Raw genomic sequence first — 21,609 nt, forward strand, 5'->3', positions numbered from 1 at the left:
CATGAAGCACGCACAGAACCGCCCCGCCCGGCGCCCCAACATCATCGTGATGATGACCGACGACCATGCCGTGCCTGCCATCGGCGCCTACGGCAGTGTCATCAACCGGACCCCTGCGGTGGACCGGCTCGCGGCCGAAGGCATACGGTTCGACAACGCCTTTTGTACGAACTCGATCTGCTCGCCCGCCCGTGCGACGCTCCTCACCGGCGCCTACAGCCATGTGCACGGCATGACGACGCTGGAGCAGCCGGGGCAGAAGTTCGACGCGCGTCAGCCGTCGTTCCCCGGGATGTTGCAGGCGGCGGGCTATCAGACGGCGATCATCGGCAAATGGCATCTGGGGCACGGCGGGGTCAGTGACCCGTGCGGCTTCGACCACTGGGAGATCCTGCCGGAGCACGGGCAGTACCATGACCCCACGTTCCTGACTGCCGACGGTGAGCACGAGTACAGCGGGTACGTCACCGACATCATCACAGACCTGGCCCTGAACTGGCTGGACCGGCGGGATCCGGAGCGGCCGTTCGCGCTGCTGATCCAGCACAAGGCGCCGCACCGCGCCTTCGAGCCGGCCGAGCGCCACCGTCACCTGTACGAGCACCAGGAGATTCCGGCCCCGGCCACGCTCCACGACGACTACGCGAACCGTTCGGGCGCGGCGGCCGAGGCGCGGATGCGGATGTCGGACCTGCTGCCGCAGGACCTCAAGATGCCGGTGCCCGAAGGGCTTTCGGAGCGTGAGGAGCGGGAGTGGCGCTATCAGCGCTACATCAAGGAGTACTTGCGGGTCATCGCGGGGCTCGACGAGAACGTGGGCCGGGTCCTGCACTACCTCGACGTCAGCGGGCTGACCGACGACACCGTGGTCGCGTACACCTCCGACCACGGTTTCTACCTGGGTGAACACGGCTGGTTCGACAAGCGGTTCATGTATGAGCCGTCGCTGCGCATCCCCTTGGTCGTGCGCTGGCCGGGTGTGGTGCGGCCGGGGTCGTCGTGCGACGAGCTGGTGGCGAACGTCGACTACGCGCAGACGATTCTCGACCTCGCCGACGTACCCGCGCACGAGCGGATGCAGGGCAGCAGTCTGCTGCCGCTGCTGCGCGGCGAGCGGCCGGACGACTGGCGTGACGCGGTCTACTACCGCTACTTCGAGCATCTGGACGTGTGCCATGGCGTGCAAGCCAGTTACGGGATCCGGACCCGGACGCACAAGCTGATCCATTACCCGGGCCACGGTTCGGGGCAGGTCGGGGCGTCGCCGCTGACCCGGGCGCCGCAGTGGGAGCTGTTCGACCTGGAGCGGGATCCGGACGAGCTGCACAACCGGTACGACGACCCCGGGTACGCGCAGGTCGTCGAGGACCTGACGGCGCGGCTCACCGCGTTGCAACTGCGCTGCCTGGACACACCGGAGCACGTGCGCGCCGAGGAGCCGCGATGACGCAGCAGTCGGTGCCGGTGACCGCCCAGTCGTGACGGTCGACGGCCGGACGCGGTGCGAGGGCGCCAAGTCCTCTTACGAGGCCCGGCGCACGATCCTGCGCGTACGCCGCGGGGAGTTCACGGTCCGCAAGGGCTGACGCCGGTGACGCAGGAGGGGCCGCACCGCCGGATGGCAGTGCGGCCCCTGTGTTGTGGCTTACAGCTCGAAGATCCCGTAGCCGAAGCCCTCCGCGCTGATCCGGCCCCCGCTCACCGTGACCCCGGAGGCCACCACCAGGGTGGCGGTGTCCTTCGGCGCGGCTGCGTCCGCGTGTTCGCCACGCGGGTTGACGACGACGAGGTAGCGGCCACCACGGACGTAGGCCAGCGGGTAGCCGTCGTGCAGGACTTCGGTGCTTGCGTCGGAGCCGAGTTCCGGAGTGGCGCGGCGCAAGGTGATGAGGCGTCGGACGAGGTTCAGCAGGGAGTCGGGGTCGGCCTGCTGGGCGGCGACCGTGGGCCGGTTCGCGTCGGGGTCGACGGGCAGGTAGAGGCGGTCGGCCGGGGCGGTGGAGAATCCCGCGTTGGGAGTGTCGTCCCATTGCATGGGGGTGCGTGAGCCCGCCCGGTTGTAGCGGGGGCCGAGGCGGCTGCCCTCGTGGTCGGGCAGGCCGGGGACGTAGCGCATGCCGATCTCGTCGCCGTAGTAGATCGCGGGCAGCGTGGGCCAGGTGAGCTGGAACGCGAAGGCGGCGGGCAGCTGCTCGGCGGTGCGGGGCCCGCAGGCCAGGCGGGAGAAGTCGTGGTTGGCGGTGGGCAGGGCGATGAAGCCGGCGTCGCCGATGGCGTCGCGGGCCGCGCGCCAGCCGTCGAGGAAGGTCCGCGGGGAGCCTTCGCCCGAGACGTCGAAGTACGGGGCTTGCGGCGCCCAGGGCTCACTGACCGTGCCCGCGAAGTTGTTCCACAGGGAGCGCAGGTACAGGCCGTCGTTCTCGGAGCCGAACTGCAGGAAGAAGTCGGCGTGGAAGCCGGCCGGGACGGAGGTCGCCGGGTCGCCCCATTCGGACAGGAGTGCCGCGTGCGGGTGCCTGGTGTCGAGCCAGCCGCGCAGCTCCCGCCACAGCTTGGCGGTTTCGACGTGGCCGGGGTCGTCCTTGATCAGCGATGCGGCCATGTCCACGCGGAAGCCGGACAGGCCGAGGGAGAGCCAGTGGTCCATGATGTCGCGCAGGGCGCGGCGGTTGGCGCGGGGTCCTTCCGCGTCGACGGGCAGGCGCCAGGGCTCGTCAGCGTTCATGCGGGCGTGACCGAAGTTGAGGGCGGGCTGCGACTCGAAGAAGTTGGGCTGGTAGAAGCCGGAACGGGTGCCGGGCGAGGCGACGAAGCCGGGCGGCGCCGTCTCGGTGTCGGCCCAGATGTAGCGCTGGTCTGCGGGGTCGCCGGCCGATGCCTTGAACCAGGCGTGTTCGTCGGAGGTGTGTCCGGCGACGAGGTCGAGCAGGACGCGGATGCCGCGGCGCCGAGCGGCGTCGACGAGGTTGACCAGGTCGTCGTTGGTGCCGTAACGCGGGGCGACGGTGAGGTAGTCGCTGACGTCGTAGCCCGCGTCCCGGAAGGGCGAGGCGAAGCACGGGTTGAACCAGACGGTGTTCACGCCGAGCCAGGCGAGGTGGTCCAGCTTGGCCTCGGCACCGGCGAAGTCGCCGATGCCGTCACCGTCGGAGTCGGCGAAGGACTGCGGATAGATCTGGTAGAGGACGGCGTCGGCGAGCCACTCGGTGGCGGGGCGGCGAGAGGTCATGGGGTGGGGTCCTCCGAGGACGGTCGGGATGGTGCGGTGTGCACAACAGCCTCGATCGGCAGGTGGTCGCTAGGGAAGCGGCCGCCGGGCGCGAAGGTGTTGGCGCGTGCCGAGCGGACCCGGACGCCTCGCGAGACGAGAATCCAGTCGATGCGCTCGCCGTCAGGGACCGGGGGCAGGTAGTCGTGGAAGGTGCCGAGGTCCGGGCCGCGTTCCTCGGCCGCGTCCCAGGCGTCCACGAGGCCCGCGTCGGCGAGCAGGCGGAGGTACGGCGAACTGTCCGGTCCCGCCGGGGTGTTGAAGTCGCCGGTGACGATGGTCGGGATGTCGGGTGCGTGCGCGCTCAGCCGCTCGGCGAGCAGGGCCGCGGAGCGTTCGCGGGCGCGGGCGCTCGCGTGGTCGAAGTGGGTGTTGGCGGCGTACAGTTCGCCGCCCGTGGCCAGGTCGCGGAAGTGGGCCCAGGTGACCATGCGGGGGCAGCCGCCGCCCCAGGTGTTGGAGGCCGCGATGTCCGGTGTGCCGGAGAGCCAGAAGTGACCGTGTGTCAGGGGGGCCAGGCGCCGGCGGTCGTAGAAGATGGCCATGAACTCGCCGTCGTCACCGCCCTCCCGGCCCTCTCCGATCCAGCCGTAGTCGTCACCGTACTCGCCCAAGGCGGTCTCGATGTCGTGGACTTGGTGCCGCAGGCCCTCCTGGGTGCCGATGAGGTGGGGACGTGCGCGGCGCAGCAGGTCGGCGACCGTCTGTCTGCGCTCGGGCCAGGTGTGAGGCGGGTTGTCCCAGTGGACCTGCAGGTTGAACGTCATGACGTGCAGACCGTCCCCGGCCGTCGGAATCCCGAGGTCGGCCATCAGAAACCTCCGCCCACTTGTATGCGCTTCCTGAATGCGCTTACATGACTGGCGCACACGTTAACTTCGCATGGGCGATGCGGCAATAGAGCGGTGAGGGGCTCGCATGCTTCGAGGATATGAGGACCAGGTCAAGGGGCTTCTCGACCAGATGACCACCGCGGAGAAGCTGGGGCAGCTGCAACAGCTGACCTGGACCGGTGACACGGGTCCCGGCGGCGGCCAGACCGCGCACATCGAGGCGGCGGCGCGCGCCGGTCTGCTCGGCTCGGTCCTCAACATCCATGGCGCGGCGCACACCAACGCCCTGCAGCGGATGGCCGTCGAGGAGTCCCGGCTCGGCATCCCGCTGCTGTTCGGCCTCGACGTCATCCACGGCTTCTGGACCACGTTCCCGATCCCGCTGGCCCAGGCGGCCTCCTTCGACCCGGAGGTGGCCCGCCGCGACGCCGAGGTGTCGGCGGCGGAGACCCGCTCGAACGGTGTGCGCTGGACGTTCTCGCCGATGATGGACGTCACCCATGAGCCGCGCTGGGGGCGCATCGCGGAGGGCTGCGGCGAGGATCCGTACGTCAACGCCGCCTTCGCGGTGGCCAAGGTCCGCGGCTACCAAGGTTCCGGCAGCGGCGGCGAGTTGGCGGACGGGGGGCGCATCGCGGCGTGCGCCAAGCACTTCGTCGCCTACGGCGGGGCGGAGGGCGGCCGCGACTACAACACGGTCGATGTCTCCGAGCAGCGGCTGCGCAACCACTATCTACCGCCCTTCAAGGCCTGCGTAGACGCGGGCGTGGCCACGGTGATGGCCGCGTTCAACACAGTCGCGGGGGTACCGGCGCACGGCAATCCGCACACGATGCACACGATCCTCAAGGAGGAGTGGGGCTTCGACGGGTTCGTCGTCAGTGACTACACGGGTGTCGAGGAACTCATCGCGCACGGCTTCGCCGAGGACGGTGCCGACGCGGCACGCCTCGCCTTCAACGCCGGGCTCGACATGGAGATGGTCTCCACCAACGTGACCGAGCACGGCGAGCAGCTCGTGGCCGACGGCCTGATCGGCGAGTCCCGCCTCGACGACGCGGTCACGCGCATCCTGCGCCTCAAGTTCGCCCTCGGTCTGTTCGACCAGCCGTACACCGACGAGCGCGCCGAGATCACCGGTCCGACGCCGGCCGCACGGGAGGCGGCGCGAGCCGCCGGCGCCCGGTCGATGGTGCTGCTCAAGAACGACGACGGTGTTCTCCCCCTGGAGCGCACCACACCCTCGATCGCGGTCGTCGGCACGCTCGCGAACTCCACTGACCTGCACGGGACTTGGGCCGGTCCCGGCGGCTTCCACCTCCCGTCCGTGAGCATCGTGGACGCGGTGCGCAGGGCGGCGCCCGACGCCCGCGTCACCCACGCCGATGACGACATCACGGCCGCGGTCGCCGCGGCGCAGGAGGCCGAGGTAACGGTCGTCGTGGTCGGCGAACCTCCCGCGCTCAGCGGCGAGGCATCCGTGCGCAGCGACATCGGACTGCCCTCCGGGCAGGAGGAACTGATCGCCGCCGTCGCCGCCACCGGCAAGCCGTACGCCGTGGTGCTCCTGAACGGCAGGCCCCTGACGATCGGCGGCTGGCTGGACACCGCGCCCGCGGTCCTCGAGGCCTGGCACCCGGGCATCGAGGCGGGGCACGCGGTGGCGGACGTGCTGTTCGGCACGGTCAACCCCGGCGGCAAGCTGCCCGTGTCCTTCCCGCGGGCGGTGGGCCAGATCCCGGTCTACTACAACCACGAGAACACCGGCCGCCCCGCCCATGTCCCCGGCGCCGACCCGAAGTTCGTCTCGAAGTACCTGGACCTGGACGAGACCCCGCAGCTCCCGTTCGGGCACGGCCTGAGCTACACGACGTTCACCACCGGCGCCCCGGAGCTGCCGCGCGCCGAGATCACCCGCGACGAGCTGGCGGCGGGCGGAACGCTCGAGGTCACGGTGACGGTCACCAACACCGGCGACCGCGTCGGAGACGAGGTGGTCCAGCTCTACATTCACGACGTCGCGGCGAGCATCGCGCAGCCGGTGCGCCGGCTGCGCGGATTCGAGCGGGTGACGCTGGAGCCGGGCGGGAACACAACGGTCCGCTTCCGGCTCGGCGCCGACGACCTCGGCTTCTGGACGAACGACCCGGCAGGGACGTACGTCGTGGAGCGCGGCCGCGTCGACGTCTACGCGGGGACGAGCTCGACGGCGCAGGCACGCGGCACGCTGCGCATTCTCTGACGGGCCCTACGGGTTTCCAGTCGGCGCCGTGGCCGACTTCTCGCAGGCGGTCACGGACCCGGACGCTGTGGCGGAGCTTTCTCGGCTGGTCAGGGGGCTTCGAGGCCGGACACCGCGGCGGCCATGCGGTCCACCGCTTCGCGAAGGATCGCCGAGGAGGTGGCGTAGTTGATCCGTACGAACCCGGCACCCCCGCTGCCGAACGCGTGCCCTGAGCTCAACGCGACCCGCGCCTGGTCGAGGAACAGCCGGGCGGGGCCGGCGATCTCACTCACCACCGGAGTGGCAGTGGTCGGCGACGTCGTATGGAGGCCGAGGGTGCGGCAGTCGAGCCAGGCGAGATAGGTCGCCTCCGGCCACATCAGGGCGAGCCCGGGAAGCCGCTCGGCGATGAGGTCGGCGAGTAGCGCCCGGTTCGCATCGAGACCACGCAGCAGCGCGTCCAGCCAGGGCCGTCCCTCCTCGAAGGCGGCGGTGTGGGCGAGGACGCCGACGTGGCTGGGTCCGTGGCTGACCTCCTCCGGAAGCCGGTGCAGGTCGTCGACGGCCTTCGGTCCGGCCACCAGCAGTGCCGCCTTCAGGCCGGCGAGATTCCAGGCCTTCGACGCGGAGTGCAGGGCGAACGCGTCCTCGGCGCCGGGGACGGTCAGGTAGGGGACGAACTCGGCACCGGGCAGGACCAAGGGCGCGTGGATCTCGTCCGAGACGACGCGCACTCCGAAGGACCTGGCCAGAGCGGCGGCCGCGACGAGTTCGGCCCTGGTGTGCACGGTTCCGGTGGGGTTGTGGGGGTTGGCCAGCAGCAGGACGGTCCGTGCCGAGACGCGCTGGGCCGAGGCGAACGCTGACCGGAGCGTCTCCATGTCGAGTCGGCCACCGGGGCTGAGCGGTGCTTCGATCACTCTCCTGTCGGAGTGGGTGACGAAGGCGTAGAACGGCGGGTAGACGGGCGGGCACACCACCACGGCATCGCCCGAGGACGTCATCAGCCGCAGCGCCTCGACGATGCCCATCATCACGTCGGGGACGATCTCGGTCTGCTCGGCCTCGAAGCCCCGCCAGCCCCAGCGGTCCGCGGCGAACGACTGAAGGGCACGGGCGTAGGCCCGGCCGCTCGGGTAGCCGGTGTCACCGGCCGCGATGGCCTCATGCACCCTGTCCGCGACCGGCTGGGCGAGCGGCACGTCCATCTCGGCCACCCAGAGCGGCAGGACGTCGGCCGGAAAGGTGGTCCACTTCATGCTGGTCCGGGCCCGCAGCTGGTCGATCGTCAGCTGTTCGAGCGGGTTCATGATCGACGGATCCATGTCGGATGGCATGGTCGCGATGCTAGGGGGTGTCCGCCGGACACCCCCTAGCCACGCCCGAAGGCCCAGTCGATGACGGCGCGGCAGCCAGGACAGCCCCGCTGGGCACACGAGCGGGAGGCCTTGTCAGTCCTTCGTCTGATCGATAGGACTGTCCGCGTGGCAGATCAACGAAACTTCGCGCGTACCGTCCTGGCGATCTCCTCGGCCGTCATCGCCTGCTGCGCGGTGGCGGTGACGATCAAGGTGATGGCCACCGACGTCATATCCGTCGAACCGCCTCGGGTGCTGAATCAGGACGCGCTGGAGCGGCAGGTGGCCGAGGTGGTCCTCGGCCCGAAACAGGCGTCCGTTCAGGGGGTGACCTGCCCGGTCTCCGTCGAGGTCAAGGTGGGCAACAAGGTCGACTGCCGGGTCTGGGACGGCCCCAATCAGAAGGATGTCGAGGTCAAGGTCGTCAGCGACCAGGGCGAGCTCCTGGTGGAAACTCTTCGCTGACGGATCCGGGCGAATGCTCCAACTCGGAGCCGCATAGGCACGTTGGCTCAGGTGCAGCTGTCCGCCCGGGCTGAGAGGCCCAGGCTTCCGTCCGTCGGCTCTTACTCCTGGGTACTGACAGGCGTGCCAGGAACGTCACTTGAGCAGCGGCGGCACCGCCGGCACCTCGATCGCGCTCTCGATGTCCGCCTCCGTCAGCCTGAAGGCGTCGGGGTAGGCGTCGCGCTGGGTGCGGCGGGCGGGTTCGATGGTGCGCCAGGTGTAGAGGCAGCGGCCGCACTGGACCACGTCCCACACGCCTGGAACGGGCGACGTGGCAAGCAGGGAGATCTCCGCAAAGGCGCAGCGGGGGCATTCAACAGGCAGGCAGTTCAAGGTAGTTGTCCTTTCAGCGAGGTTCGGCGGGGTCAGCCGCGGGCCGCGATGAGGCGCTGCAGGCGGGCGGCCCACTCGGCGGTCTCGGGCAGGTCCTTGGCCGGAGTGGAGAAGTTGCCGCGGACATCCGGGGCGACCGGCGTCGTCGCATCGATGATCATCTTGCTGGAGATGCCGGCGGGCTGCGCGGCGGGCGCGAGTTCCAGGACCGACAGGTTGGGGATGACGACGACGTCGTCCTTCGGGTTGACCTTGGCGGACATGGCCCACATGACCTGCGGCAGGTTGAACGGGTCGACGTCCTCGTCGACGAGGATCACCTGCGCCACGTAGCCGAGCCCGTGCGGCGTGGTCATGGCGCGCATGCCGACGGCCTTGGCGAAGCCGCCGTACCGCTTGGCCGTGGAGATGATCACCATCAGGCCGTGCGTGTACATGGCGTTGACGGCCTGCACCTCGGGGAACTCGGCGCGCAGCTGCTTGAGCAGCGGCACACACGTGTTGGGTCCGACGAGATAGTCGCACTCGGTCCACGGCATGCCCAGGTAGAGGGACTCGAAGACCGGGTTCGTGCGGTACGAGACGCGGTCCACGCGGATGACGGGCATGCGGCGGCCGCCCGAGTAGTGACCGGTGAACTCGCCGAAGGGGCCCTCTATCTGGCGCTTGCGGGACTCGATGACGCCCTCGATGACGACCTCGCTCCCCCAGGGCACGTCGAAGCCGGTGAGCGGCGCGGTGGCGATCGGCGCGGGCGCGCCGCGCAGGGCGCCCGCCATCTCGTACTCGCTCTGGTCGTACGCCATCGGCATCCCGGCCACGATCGCCATCACGGGGTCGTTGCCGAGGGTGATGGCGATGGGCAGGTCCTCGCCCTTCTCCTCGGCCTTGCGCAGGTGCTGGGCCACGTCGTGCATGGGCACGGGCTGGAAGGCGAGCCGGTTGGTGCCGATGACCTGGATGCGGTACGTGCCGACGTTCTGCTTGCCGAAGTCGTCGGGGTCCTCCGGGTCGCGGGAGACGACGGCGGCCTTGTCGAGGTAGAAGCCACCGTCTCCGTCGTTGAGGCGGAAGAGGGGAAGCACCGAGAACAGGTCGACGTCCTCGCCCGCCTGGGTGTTCTCGCGCCAGGGGGCGTCCTCGCGGCGCTCGGGCGCGACGGGGAAGGCGTCCCAGCGCCGCGCGAACTCCTCCACCTGCTCCTTGACCGGCGTGTTCTTCGGCAAGCCGAGCGCGAGCGCGTGGTTGGCCCAGGAGCCGTGCACGTTCATGGCGATCCGGGCGTCGGTGAAGCCCTTGACGTTGTCGAAGTGGAGGGCGGGGGCGTTCTCGCCGATGCGGCCCGTCGCGTTGGCGGCGGCCGCGAGATCCGGCTCGGGCAGCACCTCGTCGGTGATGCGCAGCAGCTGCCCCTCCTTCTCCAAGGTGTCGAGGAAGCTGCGCAGGTCGTCATAGGCCATGGTGAATTCCTTTACGGATCGGGGGACTTCAGGCGGCGTCGCCCATGGATCGGGAAGCGGCACGGGCGGCGCGCATCCCGGCCCAGCGCCGGGCGGCGGGCGCGGGCAGGTCGAACTGGTCGAGGATGCGGGCCACCACGTGGTCGACGATGTCGTCGACGGTCTGCGGGTTGTTGTAGAAGGCGGGCATGGGCGGCACCAGTTGCACGCCCATGCGGGCGAGTTCGAGCATGTTCTGGAGGTGGATCTCGCTCAGCGGCGTCTCACGCGGGACGAGGACGAGCCTGCGTCGCTCCTTGAGAACCACGTCGGCGGCCCGGGCGACGAGCCCTTCGGCGTATCCGGTCCTGATCCCGGCGAGGGTCTTCATGGAGCACGGCACGATCACCATGCCGTCGGTGTGAAACGAACCGGAGGAGATGGTGGCGCCCTGGTCCTCGGGATGGTGCGTGACGTCCGCGAGAGCGGACACCTCGGCCACGGACCGGCCCGTCTCCAGCTCGATGGTGGTGCGCGCCCAGCGGGACAGGACGAGATGCGTCTCCACGTCCGGCAGCTCGTGCAGATTCTCCAGCAGGCGGACACCGAACGAAGCACCCGTCGCCCCGGTCATTCCCACGACCAACCGCATAGGACCACCTCACACACGTCGCTGACCTGTGCTTTCACGCTACGGAGCGATCCGGACGCGGCAGCGGTACCCTCGGGACCATCGATGGGGAAAAACGGACACCCTGCAGGGCGCCCCGATGTCAGGGACCTGGAGTACACCCCGGCCGTGGGCGCACCGGCCGGGGTCGAGGTGATGGAACTCGCCGACCTGCTCGAACGCTCGCGGCGCCACGGCAATGACCCGTACGCACCCCTGCGCCCCGCCTTCCATCAGCTGATCGGCGCGCGCGAACGGCCACTGCGCATGTGGGTGGACTTCGTCGAGCACAAGCTGAGGCCCGGGTCGTGGCTGTGGATCCGGCCGGGTCAGGTGCAGCGGTTCGGGCCCGACCTGGTGGCGGCGGACGGGGTGATCGTGCTGTTCCAGCCCGGCTTCCTGCCGCCGGCGACCGTTTCGCTGGCCCACATGGATCCGCCGTACGAACAGCGCCCGTCGGTCCTCGAGGGCTCGGACGTGGAAGGCGTTCGCCGGGCGCTCGACCATCTCGTGTACGAGTACGGGGCGATGGCCTCACTCCCCCTCCGGGCACACACCGAGGTCCTGCGCGCGCTGCTTTCCGTCCTCGTGGTGCGGCTCGCGCAGGCGCGCGGCCCGGCGCCGCGGCCGACCGCTGCGTCGGAGGCGTTCCGTCGCTTCCACGCGGCCGTCGAGCGGGACCATGCGGTGACCCGGCGCGTCGAGGACTACGCGGCGGCGCTCGGTTACAGTCCGCGCACGCTGACCCGGGCCACGCTCGCCGCGACAGGACGTACGGCCAAGCAGTACGTCGACGACCGGGTCCTTCTGGAGGCCAAGCGCCTGTTGCAGCACAGCGGCCTGACAGCGAAGGAGGTCACCGTCCGGCTCGGGTTCACGGACGCGAGCGACTTCACCAAGTTCTTCCGACTGCGGACGGGCATGACACCGGGAACGTTCCGCGGAAAGTAGACCGGCGACGGTGGGACGAGACGACGGCCGAGCTCTTCGGCGCCGCGTTCGTCCAGGTCACCGGCGCGGGCACGATCGTGACGGGCCATGACATGCCCCCTCGTCCCCCGGCCTGGCCCGCGCCTTCGCCCTCGGCGCGACCGCGCAGGGCTCCGACGTCGCCGAGATCGGCCTCTGCTCGACGGACCAGCTGTACTACGCGTCCGGCTCTCTCGGCCTGCCGGGCGCGATGTTCACGGCCTCGCACAACCCGGCCCAGTACAACGGCATCAAGCTGGGCCGCGCCGGCGCCGCCGCCGTCGGACAGGACACAGGCCTCGCCGAGATCCGCACCCTGGGCACTGGTCGCCTCGCGGCGACGCGGACCGCACGGACGACGACCTCGACGGCCTGACCGTCAGCGGAACGGACCGGTGGTTCAACGTCCGCCCCTCGAACACGGAGCCGCCGCTGCGACTCAACGTCGAGGCCCCGACCGAGCCGGCCCTGCGCGCCCTCCGTGACGAGGTACTGGCGATGATCCGCGCCGAAGCGCGACCAGCTGAACGCGGCAGGAAACGCAGCCACGAGCACATGACGTCACCGTCAGCGCGAAGTCTCGATCAGGCAGGCTGCCACAGCTCGAGCCGATGGCCCTCCGGATCGGTCACCCAGCCGAACCGGCCGACACCCTCCATGTCCTGCGTTTCTTCCGCCACGTCCGCTCCCTTGGCGCGCAACTGCGCGAGCATCGCGTCCAGATCGCGGACCCGGAAGTTGAGCATGGTCTGCTGGGCGCGGGACCCGAAGTAGTCGGTCTCGGACTCGAACGTCGCGAACACCGTCGGCCCGGCTCCCTGACGCCACAGGCCGTGCTCATCGGCGTCCAGGCCCAGGCAATCGCGATACCACGCGCTCAACGCCGCCGGGTCGTTGGCCCGCATGAAGTACCCGCCGATTCCCAGCACACGTTCCATGCCGCCATCTTGCCAGGGCGGCGACCGGGCGGGCGGACACCACACCCTCGCCCGCTTCACCGCCGGATGGGACTTCTTCTGATTCCCCGGGCCCTATACGGAGCATTGGGTACGACCTGTGCCAGCTCCCCGGCGGACTCGGGGGTGAGGCGGTAGAACCCTTGGAGGCTGATCGCGCGTTCGAGGCGGCCGTCCACGACGTGCTTGAGATTGCGGGTCTTCCCTCGAACGTTGCGCCAGGTGAGCGTTGTCAGAAGTTCGCCAGGGATCGGCCTGTCGAAGCGGACGGGCGTCGCGTCCACGTGCACGGCCGAGGCACCACAGCCGTCCGCCCCGAGCGCGGCCCAGTCGCCGTGCCCGGGAAACGCCGGATCCTCCCACGACGCGGGGGCCGTGCCGCAACAGGCGCTCCGCTCCATGTCGAGCACCTTCATTCGGCTCACGACGAACACTTCGCCACGATTGACATGCAGCGCGAACACCTCGTCCCCGGCACGGGCAGCCGACCAGGAAGGGAGGGAGGTATGGATGCCGCTGAATGCGACCGGCGGCCGCTCGCCCACGCGGTTGGCCTTGCGCAGGGCGCGGCAGGTGTCACGGGTCCACAGGACGGTGAAGGCGTCAGGCATGGCGTGATCCTACGAACGGGGACTGACACCCGGCGTCGACGGATCCGCCCCCTCCCACGCCGCGCGCAGCAAGCCTCGTACGCCGTCGGCCGTGACCGGACGCGGATTGTCAGCCGGGGCAGCCTCCAGGATCGCCGGCACCGCGTCGTCGATGTCCCGCTCGGCGAGGCCGTAGTTCCGTAGCGCGGACGGAGCGTCCACCGCCCGGCGCAGCCGCTGCAGCCCCTCGATCGCCGAACCCGTGCCGAACGCCTCCGCGATCCTGCGCTCGGCGTGCGGCGCGGCAGGGGCGTTGAAGGCCAGCACATACGGCAGGACGACGGCGTGCGTCTGGGCGTGCGGCAGGTCGTAGCGGCCGCCGAGTACATGGCAGATCTTGTGGTGCAGGCCCGACCCCGCCGACGAGAACGCGACCGCCGACAGGTACGCCCCGTACAGCATCTGCTCGCGGCCCTCGATGCCGGAGGGATCGGCGACGACCGCCGGAAGTCCGGCAGCGAGCGCGCGGATGCCTTCTCCGGCCAAAGCCTGGTCGACCGGGTCGGTGCGCGGTGCCCACATCGAATCGACGCAGTGGGCAAGGGCGTTGAGGCCGGAGGCGACGCTCATGGGCACGGGGAGTGTGAGGGTGAGCGTCGCGTCGTAGACGATCGCGCGCGGCAGCACGCGGGCGTCCACGCCCGTCGTCTTGCGGCCGCCCTCGGTGAGTCCCCAGACGCTGGTCGCCTCCGACCCCGCGTACGTGGTCGGCACGGCCATGATCGGCAGCCCCGTCGTGAGCGCGAGGGCCTTGGCCAGGCCGGTCGTCGAGCCGCCGCCGACACAGATCAGCACGTCCGGTTCGTGCCGGGCCGCTGCCGCCCGAGCCCGTTCGGCCGTGGCGAATGGGACGTGCATCGCCACGTCGTCGTGGTGCACGACCACCGGGACGTCGGCGGTCACGGACTTGGCCCGTTCGGCCTCGCGGGCCGTCGCGATGGCCATCACCCGGGTGCCGCCGAGCCGTTCGACCTCGGTGCGCACGGCCGCGCGTGCGTCACCGGCAGCGAAGTGGACGCGCTGCGGAAGTGTCTCGTGCTCGAATCGCATGGGTCGTTCTCCTTCTTGCTCCGATTCCTGCTCCGACGGGCACGTCACGCGCGCCGCAGCACGATGTCGAAGCGGACGCGGGTCCAGCTCAGGTCGGTGAGGGTGCGGCCGTCGGGTGTCGGGGTGCCGGGTGCCTGCCGGTCGAACCTCTTGACGAGGGAGTCCTTGACGCCGAACACAGCGTCCTGCGCGAGCAGTTGGTCGCCTTCGGCGAAGATGTGGGTGATCACGGCGCGCAGTCCGGGGGCGGTCGCCTTGACGTGCAGATGGGGGGCGCGCAGCGGGGAGCGTCCGGTCCTCTCCAGGAGTTCACCGACCGGCCCGTCGTGCGGAATCGGGTACGGGGTGGGGGTGAGTCCCCAGAACGCGTAACGTCCCTGGTCATCGGTGAAGAGGTGTCCACGGCCCGCCGTGCGGTCCGGCCCGTACTGCACGTCGTAGAGGCCGTCCTTGTCGGCTTCCCATACGTCGAGCCGGGCTCGCGCGACCGGTTTTCCGTCGGTGTCGGTGACGGTGCCCTCGACCCAGCAGGGTTCTCCTGGGGCTCCGCCCGCCAGGTCGCCGCCGATGGGGATCTCCGGGGCGCCGTCCACGAAGAACGGGCCGACCACCGTCGCCTCGGTCTCGCTCCCGGCGGCCTCATGGCTGACATTGATGGTCTGCATGGAGGCCCCGAGCACGTCGGACAGGAGCACGAACTCCTGACGCCGGTCCGTTGTGATGTGCCCGGCCGCGGTGAGGAAGTCAATGGCCTGCTGCCACTCCGCCTCGGTCAGTCGTACGTCACGGATGAACCCGTGCAGGTGCCTGACCAGTGACTGCATCAGTTCCTTGAGTCGCGGGTCCGGGGTGTCACGGAACGACGCCAGGACCGTATCGATCAACTCGTCCTCCACCTGGCGCTGTTGCTGTCCTGCGGGATGTGCTGCGTTCTGCGGCACGGACATGGAGGGGCTCCTCCTGCTCGTTCGGCATGGTCGTCGTTCAATACGGTCGCAGACCGCTCAGGGCGCCGGCACGACAGATGCCCGCCTTCTTGAACTCGGCTGTCAGGTCGCGCGGCACGGAGTTGACTGCACTGTGCAGGGGATTTCCTCAGTTCCGTACGACGCGTCGCAGGTGGGTGCGGTCAGGCCTCGTCGCGCCGAAGGGCCGCCAGCTCCCCGCGCGAGCGGATGCCGAGTTTCGTGTAGATGTGCGTCAGGTGGTACTGCACTGTCTTGACGGAGATGAACAGTTCGGCCGCTGACGGGACCGATCGACCGACGCTTGCCGCCCCGGGCCCGGACCGCGGGGCGGCGAGCAGGCGTTGGAGGTCGCGCACCGGATGGGGCGCCGATCCCCGCCCGGCTCGGCTCGGCTACCCTCGGCACCACTGACGTGCACTCTGCGATCCGATCCGGACGAAGTGCCACCGGATCGTCACTCAGGGGGGCGCCAACTCATGAATACGCCGGCATCACCGCCTGGAGTGGAACAGACCGACGGGTCGTCCATCCGGATCGGCGCTCTCGCTCCGCTGACTCGGCCCGGCTGGGTCGAGGCAGGCCGGCACCTCCTCGCCGGACTCGAGTTGGGCGTTCGCGAAGTCAATGACGCCGGCGGAATCGTCGGAAGGCCTCTCGAGCTGGTGGTCCGGGACACGGCCGCTGATCCGCAGAAGGCCGTGGCGGCAGTAGATGAATTGGCTCGCATGGGCGTGGCGGCATTGGCGGGCGAATATCACAGCGTCGTCGCCCGCGCCGCTGCTGCCAGGGCCGACGCCCTCGGCATGCCGTACCTCTGCTCGTCAGCGGTTCTCGACGCGCTCACCGATCAGCCGACGGAATGGGTCGCGCGCCTCGCGCCCGCGCAGTCCCACGGGTGGCAGATATACGCGGACTTCCTCCTCGCCGCGGGCCACAGCCGAATCGCCGTAGCAGCCCAGCCGAGTGTCTACTGGGCATCCGGGGCCCGCATTCTGCGGGATCATCTCGCTCCACGCGGCGGCGCCGTCATCGAACTCGACATGCGGGAGCTCGACCCCGCTGGGCTGTGCGACGCACTCGTCGAGAATCACGCGACAGCCCTGCTTCTTCTGGTCGGCCATCCGGAGCCGGCAGTGTCGATCGTCAAGTCCGTACGCCACGACCAGCGCCTCGCCGAGATGCTGATCGGTGCTCCGGCGGGGCAACCGGAGTGCGCGGAATGGGCGAAGCTCCTGAGCGACGACGGCGCCGGGATCCCGTTCCTGCGCTACCTGCCGGAGCGCCTCAGCCCACTCGGTGCACGCGTCGGGACGGCACTCCGTGAGGTGCTGGGCGAAGCGCCCTCCTTCGTCGCCTTCGAGGGCTACGACACGATCGCGGTCCTCGCCGATGTACTGCGCTCGCACGGCGCGGACCGGTCGCGGATTGCCGATTCCTGGCCGCGCGTTGCAGTCGAAGGCACTCGCGGGCAGATCAAGTTCTCCCGCACGCCTGGCATCAGCGTGTGGCAATGGGCTTGGACGCCGGTGCAGGTCGTCGACCGGGATCCGGCGGAACCCGATCGCTTTCGGATCCTGCACACCGGCTGACCGAGCGCCGAGCCAACCGCCCCTATAGGCAGAAGGAGCCTCCCGAGGCAGTGCCGCGCCAGACATGTAGGGGACCGGTCACCAGGTGGGAGGGGAATCGGGACGCGGCGGTGGCGTGCGGCAACTTCGGCGCTGGTGATGGCACTTGCGGTGGCCGGCCGTAAGATCGGCTCCCCGCCGGCCGCCGCGGGCCGAAGCGGCAAAGTCACCGCCGCCGACCGCAAGCAGAAGCTACGACTGCTGGAGATCACAGCCATCCCCGGCACCGACCGGGCCTGGGGCGTCGGCTCCGTGACAGTGGAGGCGCACGGCGACGCGAACTTCAGCCGCGGCGCCATCGTCCAATATGACCCGCACCCCGGGGACTGAACGGATTCCGGTCACGTGCGGGCCCCTGCCGGGAAATCGAGTTCGTCGGTGGTGCGGGCCCTGCGGGTACGAGAGACGGTCAGAACGAGCGCCTGGACGGTTGCTCCGGACAGTCCGATCCACAGGGCGAAGCGATAGCTGACCTGGTCGGCGAGTACTCCACCGAGCGGTGCCCCCACGGCTACCATTCCCCAGTTCATGGAGCGGATCGTCGCGTTCATGCGCCCGCGCAGCCGGTCGGGTGTCACCGCTTGCCGATAGCTGATCTCCACCGGGCTCTCGATGCCGATGGCCAGGGACACGAGGAAGAAGCCGAGCGCCACGGAGACAAGCGCCCACGGTCCACGTCCTGCCAGGACCAGGGGCAGCCAGCCGATCGCGGCGAGCAGACGGAAGGCGATCAGAGTGGGGCCGACGTCCAGCCTGCCGGCCACACGTGCGGAGAACGCGCCGCCGAGTACCGCTCCGACACTCGCGAAGGCGTAGGTGACCGCCAGGCCGAATGCGCCGATCTTGAGCTCGTTCAGGGCGAAGACCACGAAGACGGTGCTGACCATGCTGTTGAAAAGCAGCATCGCGTGTGAGGTCAGGGCGATGGATGCCAGCGTGCGATGCCGGTAGACCCACGCCACCCCTTCCCGCAGCTCGCTGCCGAGGCTGCGCCGTGCGCCGGCGTCGGGGACGGGGTCGGGTGCCTTCACCGAGGCGAGCAACAAGGCCGAGATCAGATAGGTGACGGCGTCCACCAGCACGGCCAGCGGCGCCCCCATGATTTTGATCAGTGCCCCGCCGATCAGAGGGCCGGTCGAGCCGGCCACCGCGCCCGCCTGCTCCACACGGGCGTACCCCGCGTTGAGCAGTTCTTTCGGTACCAGCTGTGGCACGTACGACTGGTTCGCCGCGTCAAACAGCAGTGACAGCACCCCGAACGCGAAGACGAACAAGCACAGCGTGGGAATCGTGAGCCGGTCCAGCGCATACAGCACGGGTATCGCGCCGAGCAGGACCGCCCTACCGAGGTCCGTGGTGACCATCATCGGCTTGCGTCGGCGGCGGTCCACCACTACCCCGGCCACGAGTCCGAAGAGCAGATACGGAACCCAGCGGGCGGCGTTGACGATGCCGACCTCAGTGGCGGATGCGCTCAGCGCCACGGCGGTGAGGATCTGCAAGGCCAGCCCCGTGACCTGAGAACCGAAAGCGGACACCGCCGAGGCGGTCCAGAAGCGGACGTACCCAGGAACTTCCACCAGCCGCGGCATGGCTGGACAGTACCAGCGAGGGATCAGCGGCAGACCGAGTCGGACTCGTGGGAGGTCGGAAGGGACGAAGGCCAACGGGCGGGCCGCCAGGGCCTGTACCTGTGCCCATCACCCCCGTATCCGCGGGCAGTTGTCACTGGTTCTGCGAGTCGAGTCCTTCCAGCATCCGGCGCTGGTGGCGGTGGCCGATCGTCTCGTAGCCGACCACGGTGACGAAGGGGGCCAGCATCACGATGAGGAGGCACGCCGCGATGGCGACGCCGGCCGCCGACAGGAGCACCGCCACGAGAAGTACCGCCAGCGTGAGCGAGATCAGCATCACGTGGAACGGGTCGGCCGTGGACAGCAGCAGCGTGTGGAGGAGGTACACCATGAGCAGGTAGAGGCCGACCGGGACGGCCAGGGACAGCACCACGGCCACGTCACTGATCTCGGAGTGGTGCTCCAGGTGCAGGCCCGCCACGTGGAGGCCGGCTCCGGCGCCGGCCACCCCGACGAAGAGCGGGATGTGCCCGTAGCCGAAGAGGTATCCGCGGCTGCGGCGGTGCACGAGGATGTCGCCGAAGGGGGTGGAGAAGTACACCCACCACATGCCGAAGGTCAGCCCGACGCCGGCGACGACCACGGCGATCGCGTTGCCGCTCCAATGGGTTCCGTCCACACCGCCGAGAAGCTCGCCCGAGGACGCGACGGTCCCCACGACGCCCTCCCCGAGAACGATGATGGCGAACAGGCCGTACCGCTCGGCGACATGGTGAGGGTGCCACGGAGTTCCGCCCGCACCGCCCTGGGTGAGGACAGGCAATGCCAGTTCGAGCGCACCGAGGACGATGAAGGCGACGAACACCGCGTTGAGCGGCAGATGCGTGAACGCGATGACGCACCAGCCGACTTGGACGATCACCGTCCAGCGGATGTTCGCCATTCCGACGTCCCGGAATGTGGGGGACTCCCGGGCGGCACGCCACCACTGCAGCACCATCGCGATCCGCATCACGACATAGCCGAGCACCATCACCCTCAGGTCGAGGTGTTCGCCCTCGTCGACCGAGTGGAACATCGCGGGCAGGCCGAGCGAGAACACGACGACACCGATCATCTGCACCATCGTCAGCGCGCGGTAGAGCCAGTCATCCGTGCCGAACGCCGAAGCGAACCAGCTGAAGCTGATCCACGCGACACTGATCGCGAACATCGCCAGCACGAACGCGGTGACCGCGTCACCGGGATGCCCCTCGGCGACCATGTCGGCGAATTGGGATGAGGCGGTTCCTACCGCGACCACAAACGTCAGGTCGAACAACAGCTCCAGCGGTGAAGAGACCCGTCCGGGTTCGTGGGGATCGCGGCCGGTCATCGGCACCCGGCTGTGCGCCAGATTGCCGCCGGCACCTTGAGGGTGGGGAGAGTCGCTCATGCGGAGCATGATGCCGCATGGGTGCCCGTCGAACTGAGTGATGCCAGTCAGGCGCCCGAGGTGCGTCGGGCACGGTCTCGCTCTCGCTCGCGCTCTCGCCCTCGCTGTCGAAGAAGGCGTCGGCGCCACCGTGTCCCGAACGCGTCGCCTCAGCCGGCCAGAGCCTTGCCAAAGGCTCCCGAACTCTGCTGCACACCACTGCAGTTGGTGAGCGCGTCGTCCGACGACGTGCCGGAAGAGGAGCACTGCTGGTCGCGGAACGTGGACCACATGGAGACCCACGCAAGCTCCTTCGTCTCCGCGAAGGCGCGCAGTCGGGCGGCATCGGAAAGGGTGAACGTCTCCCTGTCGACGTCGTTCGTGCCGAGCATCGGCGTCACGGCGAGTCCGCGCCATGCCTTCCTGTCCGACAGCCCGAAAATGTCGGCGAGTTGGGCGTGGGCCGCCTTGGCCGACGCCATGGCGTAGTCGCCCATGTCGCCGGTGTAGGACGTGCCGTAGTTCATCGTCATGATGTTGACGCTGGACACCTTGACGCCTTGGTCGTTGGCCGACTCCAGGAGGGCCACGGCGTCCGCGTCCAGGCCCGAGGGCATCACGGGAAGTGTGAAAGACACGCTGAGGCCGGTGCGCTCCTTCTGGAGCAGGGCGATCGCCTTCGAGCGCAGGGTCACCGAGTCGGAGTCCTTCAGCGCATCACCCTCGATGTCGAAGTCGGCCTGGGTGGCGCCCGCGGCGTCGAGCGTGGCGGCGTAGGCGTCGGCCAGAGCGGACGCGCTGCCGCATGTCTCGGCCAGTTCCTTGCCGGACGCCCCGCCGAAGGAGACCCGCACGGTCGCGCCGGACGACTCGAGTGCCGAGATCCGCTTCTTCACCGTCGCGTCGCCGACGGCCTCGGTGCCGTTCCACGTGGGCGTGCAGGAGCTGCCGTCCGCGATGGTGAAGGCCAGGTTGTACGCGGAGGGGGACCCGGCCGCGTCCAGCTCCGAAGCGTCCGTGGCACTGACGTAGGGGGCGAACGGGCTGGATGACGAGGGTGCGCTCGCGGCCTGCGAGGGCGCACCGTGCGGTGCCGCGTCGGCCGGGCCCGAGCTCCCCGATGAGCACCCCGCGCAGGTCGCTGCCGCCACCAGCGACACGAAAGCGGCGGCCGGCCTCCCCAGAACATTCCTCATCGCGCATGCACCCATTTCTTTTCGGTCCGGTCCCGGAACTGAAACACGGAAGCCTGTGATCCAGGTGTCATCAGGCACATCACAGCGAACTCAGGGCCTTCTCAGGGTGCGCACAGGAATGCCTGTGATGGGCCACATGAAGATCCCTTAGCGTCCCGGGAATGCATTTCGATTCCTCCGTCGAAAAACGTGCCAGTGGGCGCGGAAGCCACCGCAAACGTGGAAAAGGGGCCGATGAAGGCCCCGTATTCGTCGACAGTTCCGGACGGCGGGCCAAGCTGCTGCGCAGGTTCGGCCTTGCCGTGGTCGTCGCCTGTGTGGGATACGCGGTCGTCCTCGGCCTGTCGTTCATGGGGTGGGGTGTGTCCGTGAGCACGACGGACCTGCTGCCCTTCGGCGGTGGAGGTGGCGGCGCCGGCACCGGTCGTGGTCCGGCCGGCTCCGGGTACGGCGCCCCGGGCGGCGCCGGTCAGCAGCAGGGAACGCCTCCGGCCACCCGCCCCTCCCTCTCGCCCAGCCCTTCACTGCCCGCCCCCTCGGCATCAGCCGCCGCCGACGCCCACTGACGCGCA

21 protein-coding genes and 2 pseudogenes are annotated in these 21,609 nt (G+C 69.5%); 9 read left to right on the forward strand and 14 right to left on the reverse strand.

What is annotated here, in order from left to right; genetic code table 11:
• Nucleotide 1: 1 nt before the first annotated feature.
• On the forward strand, nucleotides 2-1,447 hold the full coding sequence (locus ACWIGU_RS24980) for a sulfatase family protein (RefSeq protein WP_454403923.1): 1,446 nt from the start codon (nucleotides 2-4) through the stop codon (nucleotides 1,445-1,447).
• Between the two features lie 198 nt (nucleotides 1,448-1,645).
• Here the strand turns inward: ACWIGU_RS24980 and ACWIGU_RS24985 are convergent, their stop codons facing one another.
• Nucleotides 1,646-3,229, reverse strand: a complete 1,584-nt coding sequence (locus tag ACWIGU_RS24985) for an alpha-amylase family glycosyl hydrolase (protein WP_454403924.1) — start codon at nucleotides 3,227-3,229, stop codon at nucleotides 1,646-1,648.
• Nucleotides 3,226-4,080: an endonuclease/exonuclease/phosphatase family protein gene (locus ACWIGU_RS24990; RefSeq protein WP_454403925.1), complete on the reverse strand. Its 855-nt coding sequence runs from the start codon at nucleotides 4,078-4,080 to the stop codon at nucleotides 3,226-3,228. Before ACWIGU_RS24990 ends, ACWIGU_RS24985 begins: the two co-directional genes overlap by 4 nt.
• 106 nt (nucleotides 4,081-4,186) lie before the next feature.
• Between ACWIGU_RS24990 and ACWIGU_RS24995 the strand changes: the two genes are divergently transcribed.
• The gene (locus tag ACWIGU_RS24995; RefSeq protein ID WP_454403926.1) at nucleotides 4,187-6,343 is read left to right on the forward strand and encodes a glycoside hydrolase family 3 N-terminal domain-containing protein; all 2,157 of its coding nucleotides are present in this window, start codon (nucleotides 4,187-4,189) and stop codon (nucleotides 6,341-6,343) included.
• Between the two features lie 89 nt (nucleotides 6,344-6,432).
• Here the strand turns inward: ACWIGU_RS24995 and ACWIGU_RS25000 are convergent, their stop codons facing one another.
• On the reverse strand, nucleotides 6,433-7,662 hold the full coding sequence (locus ACWIGU_RS25000; RefSeq protein ID WP_454403927.1) for a MalY/PatB family protein: 1,230 nt from the start codon (nucleotides 7,660-7,662) through the stop codon (nucleotides 6,433-6,435).
• Between the two features lie 147 nt (nucleotides 7,663-7,809).
• Here ACWIGU_RS25000 and ACWIGU_RS25005 point away from each other — a divergent pair, with 147 nt between their 5' ends.
• The gene (locus tag ACWIGU_RS25005) at nucleotides 7,810-8,148 is read left to right on the forward strand and encodes a DUF4333 domain-containing protein (RefSeq protein WP_454403928.1); all 339 of its coding nucleotides are present in this window, start codon (nucleotides 7,810-7,812) and stop codon (nucleotides 8,146-8,148) included.
• 135 nt (nucleotides 8,149-8,283) lie between these two features.
• On the opposite strand, the gene ACWIGU_RS25010 is transcribed toward ACWIGU_RS25005, so the two are convergent.
• From ACWIGU_RS25010 to vdcB, 3 genes are read right to left on the reverse strand one after another with little or no spacing between them, the layout of a single operon-like run.
• Nucleotides 8,284-8,523 (reverse strand): non-oxidative hydroxyarylic acid decarboxylases subunit D, encoded by a 240-nt coding sequence (locus ACWIGU_RS25010; protein WP_454403929.1) that lies wholly within the window; start codon nucleotides 8,521-8,523, stop codon nucleotides 8,284-8,286.
• Between the two features lie 32 nt (nucleotides 8,524-8,555).
• Entirely contained in the window at nucleotides 8,556-9,983 is a 1,428-nt protein-coding gene (gene vdcC, locus ACWIGU_RS25015) for a non-oxidative vanillic acid decarboxylases subunit C (protein WP_454403930.1), read from the reverse strand.
• Nucleotides 9,984-10,011: 28 nt separating this feature from the next.
• A complete protein-coding gene (gene vdcB / locus ACWIGU_RS25020; protein ID WP_454403931.1) occupies nucleotides 10,012-10,614 on the reverse strand; it encodes a non-oxidative vanillic acid decarboxylases subunit B in 603 nt (200 codons plus the stop codon).
• Between the two features lie 147 nt (nucleotides 10,615-10,761).
• Between vdcB and ACWIGU_RS25025 the strand changes: the two genes are divergently transcribed.
• From ACWIGU_RS25025 to ACWIGU_RS25035, 3 genes and pseudogenes are all read left to right on the forward strand, one after another.
• Nucleotides 10,762-11,583: a helix-turn-helix transcriptional regulator gene (locus ACWIGU_RS25025; RefSeq protein WP_454403932.1), complete on the forward strand. Its 822-nt coding sequence runs from the start codon at nucleotides 10,762-10,764 to the stop codon at nucleotides 11,581-11,583.
• 8 nt (nucleotides 11,584-11,591) lie between these two features.
• A pseudogene (gene manB, locus ACWIGU_RS25030) lies at nucleotides 11,592-11,920 on the forward strand (phosphomannomutase/phosphoglucomutase); the annotation flags it as partial.
• 53 nt (nucleotides 11,921-11,973) lie between these two features.
• Nucleotides 11,974-12,036, forward strand: a pseudogene (locus tag ACWIGU_RS25035) (hypothetical protein); the annotation flags it as partial.
• 149 nt (nucleotides 12,037-12,185) lie between these two features.
• Here the strand turns inward: ACWIGU_RS25035 and ACWIGU_RS25040 are convergent.
• The 5 genes from ACWIGU_RS25040 to ACWIGU_RS25060 all read right to left on the reverse strand — a co-directional run bounded on the left by ACWIGU_RS25040 (nucleotide 12,186) and on the right by ACWIGU_RS25060 (nucleotide 15,581).
• Nucleotides 12,186-12,539 (reverse strand): VOC family protein, encoded by a 354-nt coding sequence (locus ACWIGU_RS25040; protein WP_454403933.1) that lies wholly within the window; start codon nucleotides 12,537-12,539, stop codon nucleotides 12,186-12,188.
• A gap of 56 nt (nucleotides 12,540-12,595) precedes the next feature.
• Entirely contained in the window at nucleotides 12,596-13,168 is a 573-nt protein-coding gene (locus ACWIGU_RS25045) for a hypothetical protein (protein ID WP_454403934.1), read from the reverse strand.
• A 9-nt stretch (nucleotides 13,169-13,177) separates the two neighbouring features.
• On the reverse strand, nucleotides 13,178-14,257 hold the full coding sequence (locus ACWIGU_RS25050; protein WP_454403935.1) for a maleylacetate reductase: 1,080 nt from the start codon (nucleotides 14,255-14,257) through the stop codon (nucleotides 13,178-13,180).
• 44 nt (nucleotides 14,258-14,301) lie between these two features.
• Nucleotides 14,302-15,204 (reverse strand): dioxygenase family protein, encoded by a 903-nt coding sequence (locus ACWIGU_RS25055; RefSeq protein WP_454403936.1) that lies wholly within the window; start codon nucleotides 15,202-15,204, stop codon nucleotides 14,302-14,304.
• 182 nt (nucleotides 15,205-15,386) lie between these two features.
• The gene (locus ACWIGU_RS25060; RefSeq protein ID WP_454403937.1) at nucleotides 15,387-15,581 is read right to left on the reverse strand and encodes a helix-turn-helix domain-containing protein; all 195 of its coding nucleotides are present in this window, start codon (nucleotides 15,579-15,581) and stop codon (nucleotides 15,387-15,389) included.
• 120 nt (nucleotides 15,582-15,701) lie between these two features.
• Between ACWIGU_RS25060 and ACWIGU_RS25065 the strand changes: the two genes are divergently transcribed.
• A complete protein-coding gene (locus tag ACWIGU_RS25065; protein ID WP_454404023.1) occupies nucleotides 15,702-16,814 on the forward strand; it encodes an ABC transporter substrate-binding protein in 1,113 nt (370 codons plus the stop codon).
• A gap of 138 nt (nucleotides 16,815-16,952) precedes the next feature.
• Complete coding sequence (locus ACWIGU_RS25070) at nucleotides 16,953-17,183, forward strand: hypothetical protein (RefSeq protein WP_454403938.1); 231 nt, start codon at nucleotides 16,953-16,955, stop codon at nucleotides 17,181-17,183.
• Nucleotides 17,184-17,194: 11 nt separating this feature from the next.
• On the opposite strand, the gene ACWIGU_RS25075 is transcribed toward ACWIGU_RS25070, so the two are convergent.
• The 3 genes from ACWIGU_RS25075 to ACWIGU_RS25085 form a co-directional block, all read right to left on the reverse strand.
• Nucleotides 17,195-18,445: an MFS transporter gene (locus ACWIGU_RS25075; RefSeq protein WP_454403939.1), complete on the reverse strand. Its 1,251-nt coding sequence runs from the start codon at nucleotides 18,443-18,445 to the stop codon at nucleotides 17,195-17,197.
• Between the two features lie 133 nt (nucleotides 18,446-18,578).
• Nucleotides 18,579-19,862, reverse strand: coding sequence for a low temperature requirement protein A (locus ACWIGU_RS25080; RefSeq protein ID WP_454403940.1), 1,284 nt, complete (start codon nucleotides 19,860-19,862; stop codon nucleotides 18,579-18,581).
• Between the two features lie 149 nt (nucleotides 19,863-20,011).
• Nucleotides 20,012-21,037, reverse strand: coding sequence for a chitinase (locus ACWIGU_RS25085; RefSeq protein WP_454403941.1), 1,026 nt, complete (start codon nucleotides 21,035-21,037; stop codon nucleotides 20,012-20,014).
• Between the two features lie 161 nt (nucleotides 21,038-21,198).
• Here ACWIGU_RS25085 and ACWIGU_RS25090 point away from each other — a divergent pair, with 161 nt between their 5' ends.
• Entirely contained in the window at nucleotides 21,199-21,603 is a 405-nt protein-coding gene (locus tag ACWIGU_RS25090) for a hypothetical protein (protein WP_454403942.1), read from the forward strand.
• Nucleotides 21,604-21,609: the final 6 nt, after the last annotated feature.

The sequence above is a fragment of the Streptomyces sp. NPDC055400 genome, assembly GCF_053644375.1.